Origin of the sequence: Micromonospora rosaria (assembly GCF_001567585.1) — a bacterium.
GTDB classification, from domain to species: Bacteria; Actinomycetota; Actinomycetes; order Mycobacteriales; family Micromonosporaceae; genus Micromonospora; species Micromonospora rosaria.
This window is the reverse complement of sequence record NZ_LRQV01000005.1, coordinates 66,269-87,781: the sequence shown is the minus strand read 5'-3', so window position 1 is coordinate 87,781 and position 21,513 is coordinate 66,269. Positions and strand designations below refer to the sequence as shown.

The following is a 21,513-nucleotide window of genomic DNA, read 5'->3' as shown; positions in this document are numbered from 1 at the left end:
CGTCAGCCGACCAGAACGGACCGCTGTGCCACCGAAGCTCGATTCCGGCGCGAACGCTCCTGGTGCCACCGACCCGGCGCGCATCCGGAACTTCTGCATCATCGCCCACATCGACCACGGAAAGTCGACCCTGGCCGACCGGATGTTGCAGCTCACCGGGGTGGTCGACCCACGGCAGATGCGTGCGCAGTACCTCGACCGGATGGACATCGAGCGCGAGCGCGGCATCACCATCAAGAGCCAGGCCGTCCGGATGCCGTGGACGATCCGGGAGGGCGACCGGGCCGGCGAGCCCGCCGTGCTCAACATGATCGACACCCCGGGGCACGTCGACTTCACCTACGAGGTGTCCCGCTCGCTGGCCGCCTGCGAGGGGGCGATCCTGCTGGTCGACGCCGCCCAGGGCATCGAGGCGCAGACGCTGGCCAACCTCTACCTGGCGCTCGAGAACGACCTGCACGTCATCCCGGTCCTCAACAAGATCGACCTGCCGGCCGCCCAGCCCGAGAAGTACGCCGAGGAGCTGGCCCGGCTGATCGGCGGCGACCCGGCCGACTGCATCCGGGTCTCCGGCAAGACCGGTGAGGGCGTCCCGCACCTGCTGGACGAGATCGTCCGGCAGTTCGTCCCGCCGGTCGGGGAGGCCGAGGCGCCGGCCCGCGCGATGATCTTCGACTCGGTGTACGACGTGTACCGGGGCGTGGTGACCTACGTCCGGGTGGTCGACGGGCACATCAACGCCCGGGACCGGATCAAGATGATGTCCACCGGGGCGGCGCACGAGCTGCTGGAGATCGGGGTCATCTCGCCGGAGATGGTGAAGGCCGACGCGCTCGGCGTCGGCGAGGTGGGGTACCTGATCACCGGGGTGAAGGACGTCCGCCAGTCCCGGGTCGGTGACACGGTCACCATCAACTCCAAGCCGGCGACGGCGGCGCTCGGCGGGTACAAGGACCCGAAGCCGATGGTCTACTCGGGGCTGTACCCGATCGACGGCTCCGACTACCCGAACCTGCGCGACGCGCTGGACAAGCTCAAGCTCAACGACGCGGCGCTGACCTACGAGCCGGAGACCTCCGGCGCGCTCGGCTTCGGGTTCCGCTGCGGCTTCCTCGGCCTGCTGCACCTGGAGATCATCCGGGAGCGGCTGGAGCGCGAGTTCAATCTCGACCTGATCTCCACCGCGCCGAACGTCGTGTACCGGGCGATCACCGAGGACGGCCAGGAGCTCACCGTCACCAACCCCAGCGAGTACCCGACCGGCAAGATCGCCGAGGTGTACGAGCCGGTGGTGCGGGCGACCGTGCTCACCCCGAACGACTACGTCGGCGCGGTGATGGAGCTCTGCCAGGGGCGGCGCGGCAGCCTGCTCGGCATGGACTACCTCTCCGCCGACCGGGTGGAGCTGCGCTACACCCTGCCCCTCGCCGAGATCATCTTCGACTTCTTCGACCAGCTCAAGAGCCGGACCAAGGGGTACGCCTCGCTGGACTACGAGCCCTCCGGCGAGCAGTCCTCCGACCTGGTGAAGGTGGACATCCTGCTGCACGGCGAGCCGGTGGACGCGTTCAGCGCGATCGTGCACAAGGACAAGGCGTACACCTACGGCACCACCATCGCGGCGAAGCTGCGCAACCTCATCCCGCGCCAGCAGTTCGAGGTGCCCATCCAGGCCGCCATCGGCAGCCGGGTGATCGCCCGGGAGACCATCCGGGCGATCCGCAAGGACGTGCTCGCCAAGTGCTACGGCGGTGACATCAGCCGGAAGCGGAAGCTGCTGGAGAAGCAGAAGGAAGGCAAGAAGCGGATGAAGATGGTGGGCCGGGTGGAGGTCCCCCAGGAGGCCTTCATCGCCGCGCTCTCCTCCGACTCCGGGGACGGGAAGGCCACCGGCAAGAAGTGACCGGTTTCCGGTCACGCTCCGCTGTCGGCGGGCCGGGGTGATCCGTGGTCGAGGTCGCCCCGGCCCACTGTCGACGGTGCCGTGCCGCCGATTCCGGTCCCGTCGCGCCACCACCGCGACCACCTCGGCAACATCGTTGAACTGGTCTTTCGTGCAGCGGCGCGAGGTCGGCGATCGAGGTCGGTCGAGATCGGTGGGGATCGGTCGGTTTGGTTGCGCCCGGACCCGGGCATCCAGAGGTCACCAGAGAAAGCACAACACCGTGTGACCTTGCTGGAGGAGGACGACCGTGGAACTCACCGTCTGGGGCATCATCACTGCGCTCGTCGTTGGTCTGATCGTCGGCGCGCTGGGCCGCCTGGTCGTCCCGGGCCGCCAGAACATGCCGATGTGGATGCACATGCTGATCGGTGTCGGCGCCGCCCTGCTGGGCACGCTCATCGCCCGGGCCAGCGGGTTCGCCGAGACCGCCGGGATCGACTGGCGTGAGCTGATGTTGCAGGTCCTGCTGGCCGCCGTCGCGGTGGCGCTGGTCGCTGGCGTCGGACGCCGTCGCCACGTCACCCACCGGTAGGCACGTACCCCGCAGTCCGTCCACGGGCACCCGGCCAGATGGCCGGGTGCCCGTCGCGTTATGGGGCTTACCTCCCGGCGTACGCCCTTCGCGGTGAGGATGCCGACCCGCCCGCCGGCGGGTGATTCGTCCACCGGACCGGTTTGAGTTTTCGGCGGGTCGGGAACTGTGGGGTCACGACACTGAACGACCCGAGACATATTGAGGAGAACGACCGTGACCGTCACCGGAATCATCACCGCGCTCATCGTCGGCCTGATCGTTGGTGCGCTGGGCCGGCTGGTCGTGCCGGGCCGCCAGAACATGCCGATCTGGCTGCACATGCTCATCGGTGTGGGCGCCGCGCTACTCGGTACCGTGATCGCCCGCTCCACCGGGCTCGCCACCGGCAGCGCCCTGAACCTGGGTGAACTGCTGATCCAGGTCCTGCTGGCCGCCGTCGCGGTCGCCCTGGTCGCCGGGGTGGGTGGCCGGCGCCGGGGGGTCACCCACCGGTAAGCGCCGAACGACACCCGAGGGGCGTCCGACCACCTGGTCGGGCGCCCCTCGCGTGTGTCCGGCCCGTCCACTCCCGACGGGTACGCGCTCGCCGTCGTCACCGCTGCCGGGGTCAGGCCCCCTGCGGTACGGTCGCCTCGCCGTCGGGCTCGCCCCTGTCGTAAAGGATTTTTACCTACTAAGGTGCGGCGGAGAAGGTAAGTGCCGGACGGTGCGAGGGAGACGTGGCGTGAACAGGTGGAAACGGCTGACCCCGGTCACCGCCGTGGTGGCCTCGGTCGCGATGTTGATCGCCGGGTGCGGTGGTGCCGACGACCCGGCCGCCGACGACAGCCGGCTGACGGTCTGGATGATGGGCGAGGGGAGCGAGGCGCAGACCGCCTTCCTCGACGGCGTCGAGGCCGAGTTCCGCACGAAGCACCCGGACACCGACGTCGTGGTCCAGTACGTCCCCTGGCTGGAGGCGCCGAAGAAGTTCCAGGCCGCGCTCGCCGGTGGGGCGGGACCCGACGTCACCGAGCTGGGCAACACCGAGACCCAGGGCTGGGCGGCCCAGCAGGCCCTCGCCGACGTCACCGACCGCTTCGGCGGGTGGGCCGAGGGGCGGGACGTCCTGCCCGACCTGGTCCGCAACGCCCAGCTCGACGGCCGGCAGTACGGCGTCCCGTGGTACGCGGGGGTGCGGGCCGTCTACTACCGGGCCGACTGGTTCGCCGAGGCCGGGGTGCAGCCGCCGACCACCTGGGACGAGATGGTCGCCGCCGCCAAGGCCGTCCAGGCGAAGAAGCCCGGCACCTACGGCATCGCCCTGCCCGGCAACTCGGAGCTGCCCTTCTACTCCTTCCTCTGGGGCGCCGGCGGTGAGATCGCCACCGAGCAGGGCGGGACCTGGACCTCCGGGTACACCTCGCCGCAGGCCCGGCAGGCGGTGAAGTTCTGGACCGACCTGGTCACCGTGCACAAGGTGGCCCCGCCCGCCGCCGCCGGCTGGAACGAGATCGACGCCCGCACTCAGTTCGCCACCGGCAAGGCGGCGATGGCCTTCGCCGGGAGCTGGCAGGCCGGCGCCATCAAGAAGGACAACCCGGAGATCGAGCAGGTCTGGGGTACGTTCCCGATCCCCGGCCCGGACGGCCGCCCGGCCCCCGCCTTCGCCGGTGGCTCCGACCTCGCTGTCTGGGAGGACAGCCCGCGCAAGGATCTCGCCTGGGACTACCTGACCGTGCTGCTCAGCAAGCAGAACGCGAAGACCTTCGCGGACAGCCTCGGCTTCTTCCCGGTCTACCAGGACCTGGTCAACGGGGGCGGGTACGCCGACGACAAGCTCATGGCCGCCTTCGCCACCACCATCCAGCGCACCCGGCTGACCCCGCTGACCCCGAAGTGGGTCGAGGTGAGCCGGACCAAGACGGTGACCCAGGCGATGAACAGCTCGGTGATCAAGGGGCAGAAGACCGTCGATCAGGCCACCGCCGACGCGGCCGGCGAGATGGAAAGCATCCTCAACGCCAAGTGACGACGCTGACCGACGCCCCTGGCACGTCCGCCGCGCGGGAGACCCCCGCCCGGCGGCGTCGCCGGGCCGACCGCCTGCCGTACCTGCTGCTCCTGCCCTGCCTGGTGGTGATCGGCGGGCTGCTGCTCTGGCCGCTCGGCCAGGTGGTGTGGATGTCGTTCCACCGGCTGGACAACGTCCGGCAGGTACGCGGGGACCGGCCCTGGCCCTTCGTCGGGCTGGACAACTACCTCCAGATCCTCGGCGACCCGTTCTTCCACACCGTGCTGCGCAACACGGTGCTCTTCGCCGTCGCCACCGTGGCGCTGACCATGGTGCTCGGCACGCTGGTCGGGCTGCTGCTGAACCGGCTCGGCCGGCGGATGGCCACCTTCGTCGGCAGTTGCGTGATGCTCGCCTGGGCCACCCCGGCGCTCACCGGCACGATCGTCTGGAAGTGGATCTTCGACGACACCAGTGGACTGGTGACCTGGCTGTTCAACGCGCTGCCTGACGGGCTCTCCACCGCGCTCTTCGGGCGCAGCGACTGGACCGGGTACGGCTGGTTCAACTCGCCGCTGCTCTTCTTCGCCATCCTCACCCTGGTGGTGGTCTGGCACTCGTTCCCGTTCATCGCGGTCAGCGTGCTGGCCGGGCTCAAGAGCGTGCCGAGCGAACTGCAGGAGGCGGCCAGGGTGGACGGGGCCGGCCCGTGGCGGGTGTTCTGGTCGGTGACGTTCCCGCTGCTGCGGCCGGTCTTCGCGATCCTGGTCGTGCTCTCCACCATCTGGGACTTCAAGGTCTTCACCCAGCAGTTCGTCCTGGCCGGTGGCACCCAGGACCGGTCGACCTTCATGCTCTCCATCTACTCGTACGCCGAGGCCTTCTCGCCACCGCCCAAGTACGGTCTCGGCGCCGCGATCGCGGTGATCCTGACGGTGATCCTGCTGGTGGTGACCGGGTTCTACGTCCGCATGGTGCTGCGCCAGGAGGAGTCGTGAAACGGTTCGCCCTCAACGGCGCCGGCCTGCTGGTGGCGCTCTTCGCGGCCTTCCCCGTCTACTGGATGGTCGCCACCTCGCTCAAACCGAGCCGGGAAATCTTCTCCGCCACCCCGCGCCCGGTGCCCACCGAGCCGACCCTGGCGCACTACCGGGACATCCTCACCGGCAACCTCATCCCCGGGGTGTCCTTCGTCGACTTCTTCCGCAACAGTCTCCTGGTCGCGGCGGCCACGGTCCTGCTCAGCGGGCTGGTCGCGCTGCTCGCCGCGACCGCCGTGGCCCGGTTCCGGTTCTCCCTGCGGACCAGCTTCCTGATCATGCTGCTGGTGGTGCAGATGATCCCGCTGGAGGCCCTGGTCATCCCGCTGTTCCTGATGATCCAGCGGCTCGGGCTCTACAACACCCTGCCCAGCCTGATCCTGACGTACCTCGGCTTCTCGCTGCCGTTCGCGGTCTGGATGCTGCGGGGGTTCGTCGCGGCGGTGCCGAAGGAGCTGGAGGAGGCGGCGGCGATCGACGGGGCCAGCCGGGCGCAGATCTTCCGGCGGATCCTCTTCCCGCTGGTCGCCCCCGGTCTCGTCGCCACCAGCATCTTCTCCTTCATCACCGCGTGGAACGAGCTGATCTTCGCGCTGACCTTCCTCAACGACCAGGAGAAGTACACCCTGCCGGTGGCGATGACCTTCTTCTTCGGCCGGGACGACACCGCCTGGGGCCCGGTGATGGCCGCCTCCACCCTGATCACCCTGCCGGTGATCGTCTTCTTCCTGCTGGTGCAGCGCCGGATGGTCACCGGCCTGGTAGCTGGCGCCGTCAAGGGCTGAGGTGCAAGGAAGGGCCCCCTGTTAAAGCATTCGGTAGTAAAGGGGCCCCTTCCTAACACCCGGATCGGGGGCGGCGCGCGGCTGGGCGGGGCGCGGCCGGGGTGTGGGCGGTCAGTGGTCGGCGGCGGGGGTGACGGTCGCGCCGGCCCGGGCCACGATCTCCTGCAACGCCGCGACGTGACCCGCGAAGGCGTCCCGGCCCCGCCGGGTCAACGTCACCGAGGTCCGGGCCCGCTTGCCCACGAAGCTCTTGCGGATCTCGGCGTACCCGGCCTGCTCCAGGGCGGAGAGCTGCTTGGAGAGGGCGGAGTCGGACAGGTCGAGCTGCTCGCGCAGGTACCGGAACTCGGCCCAGTCGGTGGCGGCGAGCAGGCTGACCAGGGACAGCCGGGTCGGCGCGTGGATCAGCTCGTCGAAGCGGGGCGCGGTCACCGGCCGCCGCCGATCGGCCGGGCGCTCATCACGCTGCGAAGGTATCCCGTCAGCCGGTGCCCGCTGAGCGCCATGGTCAAGCCGGTGGCGCCGGCACCGATGGTGGCCGGCCAGGACAACCCGGCCGCGTCGGCGGCGAACCCGCTGCCGAGGCCGAGGGCGACCAGGGTGAGCACGTACCCGACGATGGCGAGGCCGCCCCGGACGCCGAGCAGGTCGTTGCGGACCTGGGCGCGGTGGCGCAGCGCGACCCGGGTGACCAGGGCGCCCAGGCCCAGGGCGTACCCGACGGACCCGACCGCGACCACCCACGGCCGGGCTGTCTCGACCGCAGCGGTGAAGGCGACCATCAGCCCGCCCACCGCCGGCCAGTACCAGCCGGGTACGAGGGTGGCGTCGATCGCCTGGTCGCGGCGGTTTCGGATCTCGGTGAGCGCGTCGGCGGCGGCGGTGGGGGAGATGGCGGGCTCGGTCACGACGGTCTCCTTGCCGAGGGGGAGAGTGCTTTCCTGCCAGGAAAGTTAACCGCGGACTTTCCTGCTCGGCAAGTGCTTTCCGATTCGGCGAGACGTTACGCTGGCCGCCATGGGCAGGGTGACGGCGGTGAACCTCGGCGTGGTGACCGAGGCACAGTGGGCGGGCGACGCGAGCGGTCGCAGCGGGATCGACAAGCGGCCCGCGGAGGGGCCGGTGCCGGTGCGGTGGCACGGGGTGGTCGGGGACTTCATCGCCGAACGGGCCCACCACGGAGGCCCCGACCAGGCGCTCTACGCCTACGCCGAGGAGGACGCGGCCTGGTGGGCGGCCGAGGTGGGCCGCGAGATCCGGCCCGGCGGCTTCGGCGAGAACCTGACCACGCACGGGGTGGACGTCACCGGCGCGGTCGTCGGCGAGCAGTGGCTGGTCGGCTCGGCGCTGCTCCAGGTGACCAAGCCGCGTACGCCGTGCCGGACGTTCGCCGGCTTCTGGGGGATGCCCGACCTGATCAAGCGGTTCACCGCCCGGGCCGTGCCCGGGGCGTACCTGCGGGTGCTGCGCGAGGGAGAGGTGAGCGCGGGGGACCCGGTGCAGGTCGTGGCGCGGCCGGAGCACGGCGTCACCATCGGTGAGGTGTTCCGGGCCACCAACCTGGAGCCGGAGCTGCTGCCCCGGCTGCTGGACGCGCCCGAGCTGCCCGAGTCGATCCGGGAGAAGGTCAGCCGCCGCCTCGCCGGCCGGCCCTGACCGCCGCCGGTCCCCGACCGCCGGCCGCGCTACCCGCCGACTGCCGCGCTACCCGCCGGCCGCGCTACCCGCCGGGCGAACCGGCCGGCGGCGGGTGTTAAGAAGGGCCCCCTGCTATACCGGAAGCGTTAACAGGGGGCCCTTCCTTTCAGCTCAGCGGAGCCAGGGGACGCTGCGGTCGAGCAGGCCGCGCTCCTTGAGCTCCTTGCGCAGCGGGATCTCGTCGTCGATGTACCCGTTCCAGTTGATGCCCCAGTAGTTGGCGGTGTGCGTACCCTCGCCGCAGAGCTGGCGCTGCACCGGCGAGCGGTTGGCCCACCACTCGCCGTCCTTGTCGATGTGCAGCTCGTCCAGCGGGCGGATCCACCGGTACGTGTAGCCGATGAAGAGCATCTTGCGGGTGATGGTGGACAGGTTCGTCGACCGGGAGTGCCACTGGCGACGGTCGAAGATGAACGCGTCACCCGGGTTGGCGGTGATCTCCACCGTGCCCTCCGGGTCCGGGTTGTGCACCGTCAGGTCGTCCGGCCGGGGCAGGGAGTTCCACAGGTGGCTGCCCGGGATGACCTTGGTGGCGCCGCGCCCGGTCTCCGACAGGTCGGACAGGACGTACGCGACCTTCAGCGAGAACATCGGCCGGGGCAGGTTCGGGTCCATCGTCTCCGGGTCGGAGTTCTGCCGGTACCCGTCCTGGTGCCAGCCCCAGTACGGCTTCTCCGGCTCCAGCGCCGGCGGGGTGACGTCCAGGTGGTTGTGGTGGGTGTAGATGTTCCAGCCGGCCAGCCCCCACATGTACGGGAAGGCGATCGGGTGGGTGAGCAGCTCACCGAAGAGCTCGTCACGCTCCAGGAAGCCCAGCAGGTGCAGGGTGCCGTCCTTGGTGGTGTTGCCCTTGGCCTTCTCCTCCGCGTAGACGCGGTCGACGGCTTCCTCCAGGGCGGCCCGGTGGTCCTCCGTCAGCACGTTCCGCAGGAGCATGAAGCCCTGCTCGTGGAACTCCTTGCGGTCGGTGTCGCTGATCGGTTCGTAACCGGTCCGGCCCTCGTAATCGAACACCGCGTCGTACCCCTCCCCATGAGGTGGAACCATTTCTGGCACAGGTCGCCGATGGTAACGCGCGGTCGCCGGGGCGGGGGAAGGGCCACAGGTCCCGGATCCGCATCGCCGTTGACCAGGGGCGATGGGGCGACTCCGGCGAGTGCTCGCCGCACGGTGGTATGCCGCGCTATCCGGCTGCTTGCCGGATGTGGGCGATTGTGCGTTTCGTGCGGTTCGGGTGGTGATCGCCCGGTCGAAGAGTGGTCGCCCCGGTCGACAGGTGAGCGCCCCGGCCGGCGGGTCAGCAGCGGGCGCGTCAGAGCCGGCGGGTCAGCCGTGGGCGCGTCAGCGGCGGGCGGGTCAGGGCCGGCGGGTCAGAGGTCGCCGAACACCTCGGCGACCACCCGTGACTCCGAGCCGCCGTCGGCGGCCCTGCCCCAGCTGCCCTGCTTCGAGGTCCACTCCAGGCCGGCGAAGCTGACCCGCTTCACCCCGTGGTCCCGGGCGTGCGCGACGAGCCAGTGCGCGTACCGCCAGCCGTCGCGCTCCTTGGCGGCGGGCACCACCAGCCCGGTCAGGTCGGCCGGCGACTCCGCGCCGGGCAGCCCCCAGTCCAGGGTCAGCGCCCGGGTCAGTTCCGCCGTGGCGGCGTCCCCGCGCATCGCCGGCTCGGTGCCGATCGTGCAGGCCACCGCGCCGGTCGCCTGGCCGAGCAGGGCGCGGGTGAGCACCTGCGAGTCGTCCGCCCACTTCTCGTACGCCTCGGGGAAGGCCGACCGCTGGACCGCCTGGGCGGCGTCGGTGACCCGCATCTCCTCCCAGCCCTTGACCTTCTTCAGCGCGGCGTAGAAGCGCTTGGCCGCGTACCGGGGGTCGCGGATCTGGGCCGGCGTGCCCCAGCCCTGGCTGGGGCGCTGCTGGAACAGCCCCACCGAGTCCCGGTCGCCGCCGGCCAGGTTGCGCAGGCTCGACTCCTGGTACGCGGTGGCCAGGGCGACCACCACGGCCTGCTCGGGCATGCCGCGCTGGATGCCGATCGCGGCGATGGTGGCCGCGTTGGCCATCTGGTGGGAGTCGAGGCCGACCCGACCGTCCGCCTGGACCGTGCAGCCCCGGCTGGCGAAGGTGACCTGGAACTGACCGACCTGCCGGGCGACCACCCAGATCCCGAGAACGGCGACGACCGCGAGAACGACACCGCTTGCGACGGCTGCCCGTGTGCGCACCCACACCCCCTGTTCGACGGTCCGACAAGAGTACGTCTCGGCCGGCGTTGATCAGCCCGTCCGCCCGGATCGTCACGTTCCGCCGCGTTTCCGCGACAGCCGGCGGTCGGCGACCGGCGTTCCCCCGCCGCGTCGGGTGAAACGGCCGTGAACCACCCGGACGCCGACGACGAGCCGGGCGCGGAGGGCCGCCGTGGGGGACCACCGGTCGGCGGCCCGGCCCCGGTCGGCTCGGGCCGTGGCCGGTCCAGGCTGCACCGCAGGGCCGGCCGGTCCCGGTCACACCGGGGGACCAGCCCGTCCCGGCTGGACCGGGGAGCCGGCCCGTCCCGGCTACCCCGGAGGGCCGGGCGGTCCGGGCTATGCCGGAGGGCCGGGCGGTCCGGGCTATGCCGGGGGGTCGGCCGGGGCGGGCACCCAGCTCGCGTCCCGCTTCTCCCGGAACGCCCGCACGCCCTCGCGCCCCTCGGCGGAGAGGAAGTAGCCGGTCGACAGGGCGGCCAGCGCGGCGATCTCGTCCCGCAGGTCGGTGGCGGCCGGCCGGCGCAGCAGCTCCTTGGCCCCGGCCAGCGCCCCGGGGGCGCCCCGGACCAGGGAGGCGCAGTACCGGGCCACCGTCGCGTCCAGCTCCGCCGCCGGCACGGCGGTGGTGACCAGGCCGATCTCGGCGGCCCGCCGGCCGTCGAAGGTGTCCCCGGTCAGGTACAGCTCGGCGGCGGCCCGGGGGAGCAGCCGGGGCAGCACGGTCGCCGAGATCACCGCCGGGATCACCCCGATCCGGACCTCGGTGAAGGCGAAGGTGGCCGCCTCGGCACAGACCGCCAGGTCGGCCGCCGCGATCAGGCCCAGTCCGCCGGCCCGCGCCGGCCCGGCGACCCGGGCCAACACCGGCTTGGGGCACTCCCGGACGGCGGCCAGCACGTCGCCGAGCATCCCGGCCGGCACGGTCCCGCTGGCGTACGCGGCGGCGGTCTCCTTCAGGTCGGCGCCGGAGCAGAAGACCGGGCCGGTGTGGTCGAGCACGACGACCCGGACGGCGTCGTCGGCGACGGCGGTCGCCAGCCCGGCCAGCAACTGGGTCATCAGCGGCGTGGAGAGGGCGTTGCGGTTGTGCGGGCTGTCCAGGGTGAGGGTGGTCACCCCACGGGACGTGGTGACCCGCACCAGGGGGTCGGGAGAGGTCATGCGGGCACACTAGTGGCTGTGCCTGGCCTCCTCCCAGAAGGTGAGACCGTCCCCGTCGACGGTTCGCTGCCCGAATCCGCCACCGCCGCCGTCGGCGCGCGGGGCTTCGGCGTCTACCTCCACGTCCCGTTCTGCGCCAGCCGCTGCGGCTACTGCGACTTCAACACGTACACCGCCGCCGAGCTGGGCGGCGGGGCCAGCCGGGAGGAGTACGCCGACACCGTCCTGGCCGAGCTGGCGCTCGCCGGGCGGGTGCTCGGCGACACCCCGCCGCCCCGGGTGTCGACAGTCTTCGTCGGCGGCGGCACCCCGACCCTGCTGCCCGCCGACGACCTGGCCCGGATCCTGGACGCGATCGACCGCACCTGGGGGTTGGCGGCCGACGCGGAGGTGACCACCGAGGCGAACCCGGAGTCGGTGACCCCGGGGTCGCTGAAGGCCCTGCGCGCCGCCGGCTACACCCGCATCTCGCTGGGCATGCAGTCCGCCGCGCCCGGGGTGCTGGCGATCCTCGACCGGCGGCACAGCGCCGGCCGGGCCACCGCCGCCGCCCGGGAGGCCCGCGACGCCGGGTTCGACCACGTCAACCTGGACCTGATCTACGGCACCCCGGGGGAGCGCGCGGAGGACTTCGCCGCCAGCCTCGACGAGGTGATCGCCGCCGGGGTCGACCACGTCAGCGCGTACGCCCTGATCGTGGAGGACGGCACCCGGCTGGCCGCGCGGATGCGCCGGGGCGAGCTGCCGTACCCCTCCGACGACGTCGCGGCGGACCGTTACCTGGCCGCGGAGGCCGCCCTCGGCGCGGCCGGTTTCTCCTGGTACGAGGTCTCCAACTGGGCGCGGACGCCGGCCGCCCGGTGCCGGCACAACCTGCTCTACTGGACCGGCGGGGACTGGTGGGGCCTCGGCCCGGGGGCGCACAGCCACGTCGGCGGCGTGCGCTGGTGGAACGTCAAACACCCCACGGCGTACGCGGGCAGGCTGGCGCAGGGGCGGTCCCCGGGGCAGGCCCGGGAGGTGCTCACCGCCGCCGAGGCGCACATGGAGGACGTGATGCTGCGACTCCGGCTCGCCGAGGGGCTACCGCTGGCGGTGCTCGACGAGCCGGGGCGGGCCGGTGCCGAGCGGGCCCTGGCCGCCGGGCTGCTCGATCCGGCCCGGTACGCCGACGGCTCCGCCGTGCTCACCCTCCGGGGCCGGCTGCTCGCCGACGCCGTGGTCCGCGACCTGCTGCCCTGAGCCCGCCCGGCGGCCGGCTCACTTCACGAAGTGGTACGTCATCGGGTAGCGGTACAGCGTGCCCTCGTTGGCCTTGACGCCACCGACGATGCCGAAGATCAACGGGACCAGGCCGACGACGAACGGCACGAAGGCCAGCAGGCCGCAGGTGATGATGCCCAGCACGATGCTGGCGGCGAGCGCGATCACCCAGGTGAGCTGGAAGTTGAGCGCGGCGACCGCGTGCGCCCGCGCGGTCGGCGACTGCTGCCCCTTGGCGGTCAGCGCGATCAGCGGCGCCACCCAGCCCATCAGGCCGCCGCCGACGACCACCCCGAGCGCCCCGCCGAAGTGGGAGACGAGCGCCCAGGTCTTGTCGTCGGCGGTGGGATACCCCGGCGGCGCCCCGTACCCGCCGCCCGGTCCTGCGCCGTAGCCGCCGCCCGGTCCCGCACCGTAGCCACCGCCCGGTCCCGCACCGTAGCCGCCGCCGCCCGGTCCCGCGCCGCCCGGTCCCGTGCCGTAGCCGCCGCCGTCCGGAGCCGCGCCGTAGCCGCCGCCGGTCGGGTACCCGACGCCCGGCGGGGGATATCCACCGGCCGGGGGATAGTTGCCGGGCGGGGGAGCGTCCGACGGAGGGTGGGCCCCGCCCGAGACCGGCTGCTCCGGTGGCGGATATCCACCGGGTGGGGGGTAGCCGCCCGGGGTGGGCGTCCCGGACAGTGGGGCCGTGGGCGGTTCGTAGCCGGAGGGGCCGGCGGGGGGCAGCGGTGAGGTCGGGTCCGGCGGGACGCCGGGGTCGCCCGATCCGGGTGGGCGAGGCGGTTCAGTCATGGAGGTCACGGTAGGTGCAGCCGGCAAGGTGGCACCAGAGTGACACCGGCTCGATCGGCCGGCTCGATCGGCCGCCGCCACGCGTAGACATCGACGGGCGCGTGGTCCGTCACTGATCATCGCGCCGGTGGGGGCAGCCGACGTAGACTGGCACTCGCTACAGTCGAGTGCCAGGGCGCGGCCTCGACCCCGGCTGGTGCGGCCGGGGCGGGTCGGTCCGGCCGCACCGGCCCACGGGCGGGCGCGGCGTGGCCGACGTGCGACAGGAGGTGGGGAGATGGGTCTCGACGACCGCAAACTCGCCGTGCTGCGCGCGATCGTCGAGGACTACGTCGCCACCCAGGAGCCGGTCGGCAGCAAGGCGTTGGTCGAGCGGCACCAGCTCGGGGTCTCCCCGGCGACGGTCCGCAACGACATGGCGGTGCTGGAGGAGGAGGGCTACATCCGGCAGCCGCACACCAGCGCCGGCCGGGTGCCCACCGACCGGGGCTACCGCCTCTTCGTCGACCGGCTGTCCCGGGTGAAGCCGCTCAGCCCGGCCGAGCGCCGGGCCATCGAGCGGTTCCTGGTGGGGGCGGTCGACCTCGACGACGTGGTGCACCGCACGGTCCGGCTGCTGGCCCAGCTCACCCGGCAGGTGGCCGTGGTGCAGTACCCCAGCCTGGCCCGGTCCTCGGTCCGCCACCTGGAGCTGGTGCCGATCTCCACCACCCGGCTGATGCTGGTCATGATCGCCGACACCGGTCGGGTCGAGCAGCGGCTGGTCGAGCTGCCCGCCCCGATCTGCGCCGACGACGTCACCGACCTGCGTCGGCTGATGAACGAGAAGTTGGTCGGTACCCGGCTGTCGGAGACCCCGCCGCTGGTGCAGGCGCTGGTCGAGGAGGCCCCGGCGCAGGTGCGGCCGGCCATGACCACGCTCTCCACCGTGCTGCTGGAGACGCTTGTCGAGCGGCACGAGGAGCGGATCGCGTTGGCCGGCACCGCCAACCTGACCCGGGGCGGCCTGCTCGACTTCCAGGGTTCGCTGCGGCCGATCCTGGAGGCGCTGGAGGAGGAGGTCGTCCTGCTCAAGCTGATCGGCGAGGCCGAGCCGAGCACGACCCGGGTGCTGATCGGCGACGAGAACGAGATCGACAACCTCCGGGCCGCGTCGGTGGTCAGCACCGGCTACGGCCCGGGTGCCACCATCGTGGGTGGCCTGGGTGTGCTGGGGCCGACCCGGATGGACTACCCCGGCACCATCGCCACGGTGCGAGCCGTGGCACGCTACGTGGGCGAGCTGCTGGCCCAGAACTGATCAGTCGGGCCGACGACCGGCGCAGAGCGAGACGAACATGAGGACACGGGACGCAGTGGCCAGGGACTACTATGGCATTCTCGGCGTGAGCCGGGAAGCCTCCGATGACGAGATCAAGCGCGCCTACCGCAAGCTGGCGCGGCAGTTCCATCCGGACGTGAATCCGGACCCGGAGGCCCAGGAGAAGTTCAAGGACATCAACGCCGCGTACGAGGTCCTCTCGGACGACCGGAAACGGCAGATCGTCGACCTGGGCGGGGACCCGCTGGCCCCCGGTGGTGGGGCGGCCGGTCCGGGCGGGCCGGGAGCCGGGCCGTTCGCCGGCTTCCAGGACATCATGGACGCGTTCTTCGGTGGTGCCGCCGGTGCCACCCGGGGCCCCCGTCCACGGACCCGCCCCGGGGCCGACGCGATCCTGCGGCTGGAGCTGGACCTGAACGAGACGGCGTTCGGGGTGGAGGCGCCGATCACCGTCGACACCGCCGTGCTCTGCACCACCTGTTCCGGTGCGGGCACCGCCGCCGGCACCCACCTGGCCACCTGCGAGGCGTGCCAGGGTCGGGGCGAGGTGCAGTCGGTGCAGCGCACCTTCCTCGGCCAGGTGGTCTCCGCTCGGCCCTGCACCGTCTGCCAGGGGTACGGCACCACGATCCCGCACCCCTGCGCGACCTGTGCCGGTGACGGCCGGGTCCGGACCCGCCGCTCGCTGACCGTCAAGATCCCCGCCGGGGTGGAGGACGGGATGCGGATCCGGCTGGCCCAGCAGGGCGAGGTGGGCCCCGGTGGGGGCACCCCCGGCGACCTGTACGTGGAGATCCACGAGCGCCCGCACGACGTCTACTCCCGCAAGGGCGACGACCTGCACTGCCGGGTCACCGTGCCGATGACCGCCGCCGCGCTGGGCACCCGGCTGACCATCAAGACGCTGGACAGCGAGGAGTCCGTCGACGTCAAGCCCGGCACCCAGCCGGGCAGCACGCTGCGGCTGCGCGCCCGGGGCGTACCGCACCTGCGCGGCACCGGCCGGGGTGACCTCTACGTCCACCTGGACGTGCGGACCCCGACCAAGCTCGACGCCGACCAGGAGCGGATGCTGCGCGACTTCGCCAAGACCCGGGGCGAGGAGGTCGCCGAGCTGAGCAAGCAGGGCGGCTTCTTCTCCCGGATGCGGGACGCCTTCAACGGGCACGCCTGAGGTGTCGGCGCCGCTGTTCCTGGTCGAGTCGCTGCCGACCGGGGACCAGCTCACCCTCGACGGCCCGGAGGGCCACCACGCGGCCACCGTGCAGCGCCTGCGGGTCGGCGAGGAGCTGCTCCTCGCCGACGGCCGGGGCGGCACCGCCGCCGCCGTGGTCACCGCCGTCGGCCGGGGCAGCCTGGAGATCGAGGTCACCTCCCGGGGATACGTGGACGCGTCCGTCCCCCGGCTGGTGGTGGTGCAGGGCATCGCCAAGGGCGACCGGGGCGAACTGGCCGTGCAGGCGATGACCGAGGTCGGGGTGGACGAGATCGTGCCCTGGGCGGCGTCCCGCTCGGTCGTGCAGTGGCGCGGTGACCGGGGCGTACGGGCCCGGCAGAAGTGGACGGCCACCGCCCGGGAGGCGGCCAAGCAGGCCCGCCGGGCGTGGCTGCCGGTGGTGGCCGGCGCGCCGGACGAGTCGACCCCGACCGTGGCCCGCCGGCTCGCCGGGGCCGCCGCCGCGTTCGTGCTGCACGAGGGGGCGCGGGAGCGGCTGAGCACCGTCGAGCTGCCGACGGCCGGGGAGATCGTCCTGGTGGTCGGCCCGGAGGGCGGGGTCAGCGAGGCGGAGGTGGCGACCTTCGCGCAGGCGGGTGCCCGCCCGGTCCGGCTCGGCCCGACGGTGCTGCGTACCTCCACCGCCGGGGTGGCCGCGCTCGCCGTCCTCGCCACCCGCCTCGCCCGCTGGTAAGGAAGGGCCCCCTGTTAACGCATTCGGTAGAGCAGGGGCCCCTTCTTAACCACTGTCCGCCGGCTCGCTCACAGCCGGGGGAAGATGTGCACCGGCTGGTCGTCGGGGCGCAGGTCCAGCCCGGCCGGCCCGACGATCAGCGGGTCCGGCGTCCCGACCACCTCGCGGTCGGCGTCGGCGTACCCGAAGCGGTTGAGCACGTGGCGCATGGCCTCCAGCCGGGCGCGCTTCTTGTCGTTGCTCTTCACCACGGTCCACGGCGCGTCCGCCGTGTCGGTGTAGAAGAACATCGCTTCCTTGGCCTCGGTGTACTCGTCCCACTTGTCGAGTGAGGCGATGTCCATCGGCGACAGCTTCCACTGCCGTACCGGGTCGACCTGTCGGACGGCGAACCGGGTGCGCTGCTCGTTGCGCGACACCGAGAACCAGAACTTGACCAGCCGGATCCCCGAGCGGGTCAGCATCCGTTCCAGCTCCGGGGCCTGGCGGAGGAACTCCAGGTACTCCTTGCGGGTGCAGAACCCCATCACCCGCTCGACCCCGGCCCGGTTGTACCAGGACCGGTCGAAGAGCACGATCTCCCCGGCCGCCGGCAGGTGGTTGATCCACCGCTGGAAGTACCACTGGGTGGACTCCCGCTCGTTCGGCTTCGTCAATGCCACCACCTTCGCCCCGCGCGGGTTCAGGTGTTCCATGAAGCGCTTGATCGTGCCGCCCTTGCCGGCCGCGTCCCGGCCCTCGAACATGATCACCAGCCGCTCGCCGGAATCCTTGATCCAGTCCTGGAGTTTGAGCAGTTCGATCTGGAGCAGCCGCTTCTGCCGGTCGTAATCGTCGCGCTCCATCCGGTGGTCGTACGGGTAGTCCTCGCGCCAGGTGTCCACCGGGCTGCCGTCGGGGCGGAGCAGGACGGGGTCGTCGTCGTGGCCGTCGGCCACCCGGTAGTCGTCGGTGAGGTCCAGCAGCGGGGTGTCGGCCATGTCGGTCCTTCTTACCCCGCCGGGACGTCGAACCACCCTGCCCGACGTGACCTCCCCGGCAGCTCGCCCCGCCTTCGGCTCACAGGTGTTAAGAAGGGGCCCTTCCTCTACCGGAAGCGTTAACAGGGGGCCCTTCCTTGCACCTCAGGAGCGGAGGTAGGAGGCGCCGTTGAGGTCGACGATGGTGCCGGAGGCCCACTCCGCCTCCGGCGAGGCCAGCCAGTGCACGGCGGCGGCGATCTCGGTCGGCTCGGCCACCCGGTTGAACGGGCTCTGCGCCCGGACCGCCGCGCCGCGCGGCGCCTTCAGGTGCTCGTTGGTCATGTCGGTCGCCACGAACCCGGGCGCGACGGTGGCCACCGCGATCCCGTACGGGGCCAGCGCCACCGCCAGGGACTGGCCCATGCTGTTCAGCCCCGCCTTGCTCGCCCCGTACGCCGGGTTGGCCGGCTCGCCCCGGAAGGCGCCCCGGGAGGAGACGTTGACGATCCGCCCGCCCCGGTCGCGCATGTGCTGGGCGGCGCACCAGGCCGCATTGGCCGCGCCGAGCAGGTTGGTGTCGACGATCTCGCGCCACCGCTGCCGCCACTGGTCGTAGCCGGTCTCGAAGACCGGGTGCGGCGGGTCGGCCGGGCCGAACACCCCGGCGTTGTTGACCAGGACGTCGAGCCCACCGAGCAGGTCGGCCGCCCGGTCCACCATCGCCCGGACCGCGTCCGGGTCGGCCAGGTCGGCCTGCACCACCACGTGCCCGTCGCCGGGCAGTTCGGCGCGGAGCCGTTCGGCGAGGTCGGCCGAGTCGCGGTGGTGCACCGCCACCCGGTCGCCGCCGGCCGCGAACGCCTCGGCCACCGCCCGGCCGATGCCGCGCGACGCCCCCGTCACCAGTACCGCTCGTGAAGTCACGCCGACATCATGCCGGCGCGTCCACGACCAGGTCGGACCGCCCCCGTGGTGGCGACCTCCGGGAGGCGTACGGCGGGCCGGGCGGACCGCTTAGCATGCCCGGATGGAGAGCGACTGCCTGTTCTGCCGGATCGTGGCCGGCGAGATCCCCGCCACCATCGTCCGGGAGACCGACAAGACCCTGGCCTTCCGCGACATCACGCCCAAGGCGCCGGTGCACGTGCTGGTCATCCCGAAGGAGCACTACGCCGACGTGGCGACGCTCGGCCAGGGTGACCCGGCGCTGGCCGGCGAGGTGCTGGCCACGGCCGCCACGGTGGCCGAGGAGGAGGGGCTGCTCGGCGACGGCTTCCGGCTGATGTTCAACACCGGGGCGTACGGCGGCCAGGAGGTCTTCCACGTCCACGCGCACCTGCTCGGCGGCGCCCCGCTCGGCCCGATGCTGGCCCGCTGAGCGGCGGGGTACGCACGGTGACGGCGTCGAACGACCGCCTGGCGCGGCTGGTCCGGCAGGTGCAGGCGCGGGCCCGGGTGCCCGCGGTGGCGGCGGCGCTGCACCGGGCGGACCGCCCGGCGTGGAGCTGCACCGTCGGCGACCCGGGCAACGGAGCCGAGCTCGGCCCGGCGACCCGGTTCCGGATCGGCTCGGTGACCAAGACCCTCACCGCCGTCCTGGTGCTCCAGTGCCGCGACGACGGCCTGCTCGACCTCGACGACCCGGTGGGCCGCCACCTGGACCTGCCCGCGCACGGCGGGGCGACCGTCCGCCGGCTGCTGTCGCACACCGCCGGCCTGCAACGCGAGCCGTTCGGCGACGTCTGGGACACGCTGCGGACGCCGGACGTCGCGGGGCTCGTCGCCGACCTGGCCCGCGCCGAGCGGGTGCTGCCCCCGGCCCGCCGGTTCCACTACTCGAACCTGGGGTTGGCCGTCCTCGGTGAGCTGGTGGCCCGGCTGCGCGGCGGCACCTGGGACGAGGTGCTCGCGGAGCGGGTGCTGACCCCGCTCGGCTTGACCGCCACCGGCCCGCAGCCGGGACCGACGGCGGCCACCGGGTACCTGGTCGACGCGTACTCCGACGAGGCGCACCCGGAGCCCCCGACCGACCTCGGTGCGCTCGCCCCGGCCGCGCAGCTGTGGAGCACCGCCGCCGACATGGCCCGCTGGGCGGCGTTCCTCGCCGACCCGGCCACGGTCGACCCGACGGGCGCGGTGCTGGCCCCGGCCACCCTCGACGAGATGCGCTGGCCGGTGACCACCACCGACGAGGCCCACTGGACGGCGGGGTTCGGGCTCGGGCTGCTCCTGGTGCCGCAGCCGGACCGGGTGGTGCACGTCGGGCACGACGGGGCGATGCCCGGCTTCCTGGCCGGGGTGTACGGCCGCCGGGGCGGCGACGGCACCCCGGCCGCCATGGGGTGCGCGGTGCTGGGCTCCTCCGGTACCGCCGCCGAGCTGCTGGACCTGCCGCACCGGCTGCTCGCCGCCGCGGTCGAGGACGACCCGGCCGACGTCGAGCCGTGGCGACCCGGCCCGCCCGCGCCACCGCACCTGCGCGGCCTGCTCGGCCGCTGGTGGGGGGAGGGCTTCGAGTACGTCTTCTCCTGGCACGACGGCACCCTGCGGGCCCGGGGCGTGGACGACCCGGCCGGGAAGCCGCCGGCCGTCTTCGCGCCGGTGCCGCAGCGCCCGGACGTGTTCCGGACGGTCTCCGGTCGGGAGGTCGGGGAGCTGCTCCGGCTGACCCGGGACGAGCGGGGCGCGGTGGTCCGGATGCACTGGGCCACGTACCGCTTCACCCGTGCGCAGGAGGCCTTCGACCGCTACGACTTCCGCGCCGGCGGCTGAACCCCGGGGTAAGGAGGGGTCCCTTCTTAACCTCCACGGTCGAGAAGGGGCACCTTCTCACCCCCCGGTAGGGCCGCCGGGGGCGGCGGGTCCCGGCCGGGGCCGCACCCGGCCGAAATGGGCGAGGTGCGGCCCCGGCGGACCCGATACCATGGAAGCAACGTTCGTACGCCGCGCGTCAGCAGGGCTGGCGCAGAGATCGAGAGCAGGTGGCGCAGGGCCCCTCGGCCCGACCTATGACCGGCACCCCACCTCCCGGCCCGCCCCGGGTGCAGACCAGGATCACGGTTCCCGACTCCAAGATCATGGTCAACCTGCTCGGCGCGCGGGACGAGATCCTGCGGCTCGTCGAGCGCTCGGTCGTCAGCGACGTGCACGTACGCGGCAACGAGATCACCATCACCGGTTCGCCGGCGGACAACGCCCTCGCCGAGCGGCTCTTCGGTGAGCTGCTCGAACTCATCGAGAAAGGCGAGACCCTGACCACTGACGCCGTCCGGCGTACCGTCGGCATGCTCGAGCAGGGCAGCGCCGAGCGGCCCGCCGAGGTCCTGACGCTCAACATCCTCTCCCGGCGCGGTCGCACCATCCGTCCCAAGACCCTCGGCCAGAAGCGCTACGTGGACGCCATCGACGCGCACACGATCGTCTTCGGCATCGGTCCCGCCGGCACCGGCAAGACCTACCTGGCCATGGCGAAGGCCGTCCAGTCGCTCCAGGCCAAGCAGGTCAACCGGATCATCCTGACCCGCCCGGCGGTCGAGGCCGGCGAGCGGCTGGGCTTCCTGCCCGGCACGCTCAACGAGAAGATCGACCCGTACCTGCGCCCGCTCTACGACGCGCTGCACGACATGCTCGACCCCGAGTCGATCCCGAAGCTGATGGCGGCCGGCACGATCGAGGTCGCCCCGCTGGCGTACATGCGGGGCCGGGCGCAGCCGTACGACGCCCGGGTGCTGACCCCGGAGGGGTTCAAGCCCTTCGGGGCACTGCGGGTCGGAGACCTGGTGATCGGCTCGAACGGCACGCCGACACCGGTCATCGGCATCTATCCGCAGGGGCGCAAGGAGGTCTATCGGGTCACCACCCA

21 protein-coding genes and 1 pseudogene are annotated in these 21,513 nt (G+C 72.5%); 14 read left to right on the top strand and 8 right to left on the bottom strand.

Going from position 1 to position 21,513, the window contains the following annotated elements; all coding sequences use genetic code 11:
- Positions 1-25: 25 nt before the first annotated feature.
- The 6 genes from lepA (at position 26) to AWW66_RS02925 (ending at position 6,298) form a co-directional block, all read left to right on the top strand.
- On the top strand, positions 26-1,903 hold the full coding sequence (lepA, locus tag AWW66_RS02950; protein ID WP_067359737.1) for a translation elongation factor 4: 1,878 nt from the start codon (positions 26-28) through the stop codon (positions 1,901-1,903).
- Positions 1,904-2,192: 289 nt separating this feature from the next.
- The gene (locus tag AWW66_RS02945) at positions 2,193-2,477 is read left to right on the top strand and encodes a GlsB/YeaQ/YmgE family stress response membrane protein (RefSeq protein WP_067359736.1); all 285 of its coding nucleotides are present in this window, start codon (positions 2,193-2,195) and stop codon (positions 2,475-2,477) included.
- A 216-nt stretch (positions 2,478-2,693) separates the two neighbouring features.
- Complete coding sequence (locus AWW66_RS02940; RefSeq protein WP_067359735.1) at positions 2,694-2,975, top strand: GlsB/YeaQ/YmgE family stress response membrane protein; 282 nt, start codon at positions 2,694-2,696, stop codon at positions 2,973-2,975.
- 229 nt (positions 2,976-3,204) lie between these two features.
- Positions 3,205-4,491 (top strand): sugar ABC transporter substrate-binding protein, encoded by a 1,287-nt coding sequence (locus tag AWW66_RS02935; protein ID WP_067359734.1) that lies wholly within the window; start codon positions 3,205-3,207, stop codon positions 4,489-4,491.
- Positions 4,488-5,471: a carbohydrate ABC transporter permease gene (locus AWW66_RS02930; protein WP_067359733.1), complete on the top strand. Its 984-nt coding sequence runs from the start codon at positions 4,488-4,490 to the stop codon at positions 5,469-5,471. Before AWW66_RS02935 ends, AWW66_RS02930 begins: the two co-directional genes overlap by 4 nt.
- On the top strand, positions 5,468-6,298 hold the full coding sequence (locus AWW66_RS02925) for a carbohydrate ABC transporter permease (RefSeq protein ID WP_067359732.1): 831 nt from the start codon (positions 5,468-5,470) through the stop codon (positions 6,296-6,298). Before AWW66_RS02930 ends, AWW66_RS02925 begins: the two co-directional genes overlap by 4 nt.
- Positions 6,299-6,409: 111 nt before the next feature.
- Here AWW66_RS02925 and AWW66_RS02920 read toward each other — a convergent pair whose 3' ends face one another.
- Complete coding sequence (locus AWW66_RS02920) at positions 6,410-6,730, bottom strand: winged helix-turn-helix domain-containing protein (RefSeq protein WP_067359731.1); 321 nt, start codon at positions 6,728-6,730, stop codon at positions 6,410-6,412.
- A complete protein-coding gene (locus tag AWW66_RS02915; RefSeq protein ID WP_083978169.1) occupies positions 6,727-7,206 on the bottom strand; it encodes a hypothetical protein in 480 nt (159 codons plus the stop codon). Before AWW66_RS02915 ends, AWW66_RS02920 begins: the two co-directional genes overlap by 4 nt.
- A gap of 109 nt (positions 7,207-7,315) precedes the next feature.
- Here AWW66_RS02915 and AWW66_RS02910 point away from each other — a divergent pair, with 109 nt between their 5' ends.
- Complete coding sequence (locus AWW66_RS02910) at positions 7,316-7,954, top strand: MOSC domain-containing protein (protein ID WP_067359730.1); 639 nt, start codon at positions 7,316-7,318, stop codon at positions 7,952-7,954.
- A 153-nt stretch (positions 7,955-8,107) separates the two neighbouring features.
- Here AWW66_RS02910 and AWW66_RS02905 read toward each other — a convergent pair whose 3' ends face one another.
- The 3 genes from AWW66_RS02905 to AWW66_RS02895 all read right to left on the bottom strand — a co-directional run bounded on the left by AWW66_RS02905 (position 8,108) and on the right by AWW66_RS02895 (position 11,403).
- Positions 8,108-9,010, bottom strand: coding sequence for a phytanoyl-CoA dioxygenase family protein (locus tag AWW66_RS02905; protein WP_245647851.1), 903 nt, complete (start codon positions 9,008-9,010; stop codon positions 8,108-8,110).
- Between the two features lie 356 nt (positions 9,011-9,366).
- Positions 9,367-10,224, bottom strand: coding sequence for a hypothetical protein (locus AWW66_RS02900; RefSeq protein ID WP_067359728.1), 858 nt, complete (start codon positions 10,222-10,224; stop codon positions 9,367-9,369).
- 381 nt (positions 10,225-10,605) lie between these two features.
- The gene (locus tag AWW66_RS02895) at positions 10,606-11,403 is read right to left on the bottom strand and encodes an enoyl-CoA hydratase-related protein (protein WP_067359727.1); all 798 of its coding nucleotides are present in this window, start codon (positions 11,401-11,403) and stop codon (positions 10,606-10,608) included.
- 12 nt (positions 11,404-11,415) lie between these two features.
- Here AWW66_RS02895 and hemW point away from each other — a divergent pair, with 12 nt between their 5' ends.
- The gene (gene hemW, locus AWW66_RS02890; protein ID WP_067359726.1) at positions 11,416-12,645 is read left to right on the top strand and encodes a radical SAM family heme chaperone HemW; all 1,230 of its coding nucleotides are present in this window, start codon (positions 11,416-11,418) and stop codon (positions 12,643-12,645) included.
- An 18-nt stretch (positions 12,646-12,663) separates the two neighbouring features.
- On the opposite strand, the gene AWW66_RS32310 is transcribed toward hemW, so the two are convergent.
- Positions 12,664-13,458 carry a DUF4870 domain-containing protein gene (locus tag AWW66_RS32310; RefSeq protein WP_083978168.1) on the bottom strand — a complete coding sequence of 265 codons (795 nt, stop codon included), beginning with the start codon at positions 13,456-13,458 and terminating at the stop codon, positions 12,664-12,666.
- A 277-nt stretch (positions 13,459-13,735) separates the two neighbouring features.
- On the opposite strand from AWW66_RS32310, the gene hrcA reads away from it, so the two are divergent.
- From hrcA to AWW66_RS02870, 3 genes are read left to right on the top strand one after another with little or no spacing between them, the layout of a single operon-like run.
- Complete coding sequence (hrcA, locus tag AWW66_RS02880) at positions 13,736-14,758, top strand: heat-inducible transcriptional repressor HrcA (protein ID WP_067359724.1); 1,023 nt, start codon at positions 13,736-13,738, stop codon at positions 14,756-14,758.
- Between the two features lie 55 nt (positions 14,759-14,813).
- Positions 14,814-15,953 carry a molecular chaperone DnaJ gene (gene dnaJ / locus AWW66_RS02875; protein WP_211271821.1) on the top strand — a complete coding sequence of 380 codons (1,140 nt, stop codon included), beginning with the start codon at positions 14,814-14,816 and terminating at the stop codon, positions 15,951-15,953.
- Position 15,954: 1 nt separating this feature from the next.
- Positions 15,955-16,689: a 16S rRNA (uracil(1498)-N(3))-methyltransferase gene (locus AWW66_RS02870; protein ID WP_067359722.1), complete on the top strand. Its 735-nt coding sequence runs from the start codon at positions 15,955-15,957 to the stop codon at positions 16,687-16,689.
- Between the two features lie 68 nt (positions 16,690-16,757).
- On the opposite strand, the gene ppk2 is transcribed toward AWW66_RS02870, so the two are convergent.
- Complete coding sequence (ppk2, locus tag AWW66_RS02865; RefSeq protein WP_067359721.1) at positions 16,758-17,669, bottom strand: polyphosphate kinase 2; 912 nt, start codon at positions 17,667-17,669, stop codon at positions 16,758-16,760.
- Positions 17,670-17,813: 144 nt separating this feature from the next.
- Positions 17,814-18,575: an SDR family NAD(P)-dependent oxidoreductase gene (locus tag AWW66_RS02860; protein WP_067359720.1), complete on the bottom strand. Its 762-nt coding sequence runs from the start codon at positions 18,573-18,575 to the stop codon at positions 17,814-17,816.
- A gap of 103 nt (positions 18,576-18,678) precedes the next feature.
- On the opposite strand from AWW66_RS02860, the gene AWW66_RS02855 reads away from it, so the two are divergent.
- The 3 genes and pseudogenes from AWW66_RS02855 to AWW66_RS35070 form a co-directional block, all read left to right on the top strand.
- Complete coding sequence (locus AWW66_RS02855; RefSeq protein WP_067359719.1) at positions 18,679-19,029, top strand: histidine triad nucleotide-binding protein; 351 nt, start codon at positions 18,679-18,681, stop codon at positions 19,027-19,029.
- A gap of 17 nt (positions 19,030-19,046) precedes the next feature.
- Entirely contained in the window at positions 19,047-20,423 is a 1,377-nt protein-coding gene (locus tag AWW66_RS02850; RefSeq protein ID WP_067359718.1) for a serine hydrolase domain-containing protein, read from the top strand.
- A gap of 236 nt (positions 20,424-20,659) precedes the next feature.
- A pseudogene (locus tag AWW66_RS35070) lies at positions 20,660-21,401 on the top strand (PhoH family protein); the annotation flags it as partial.
- Positions 21,402-21,513 lie beyond the last annotated feature (112 nt).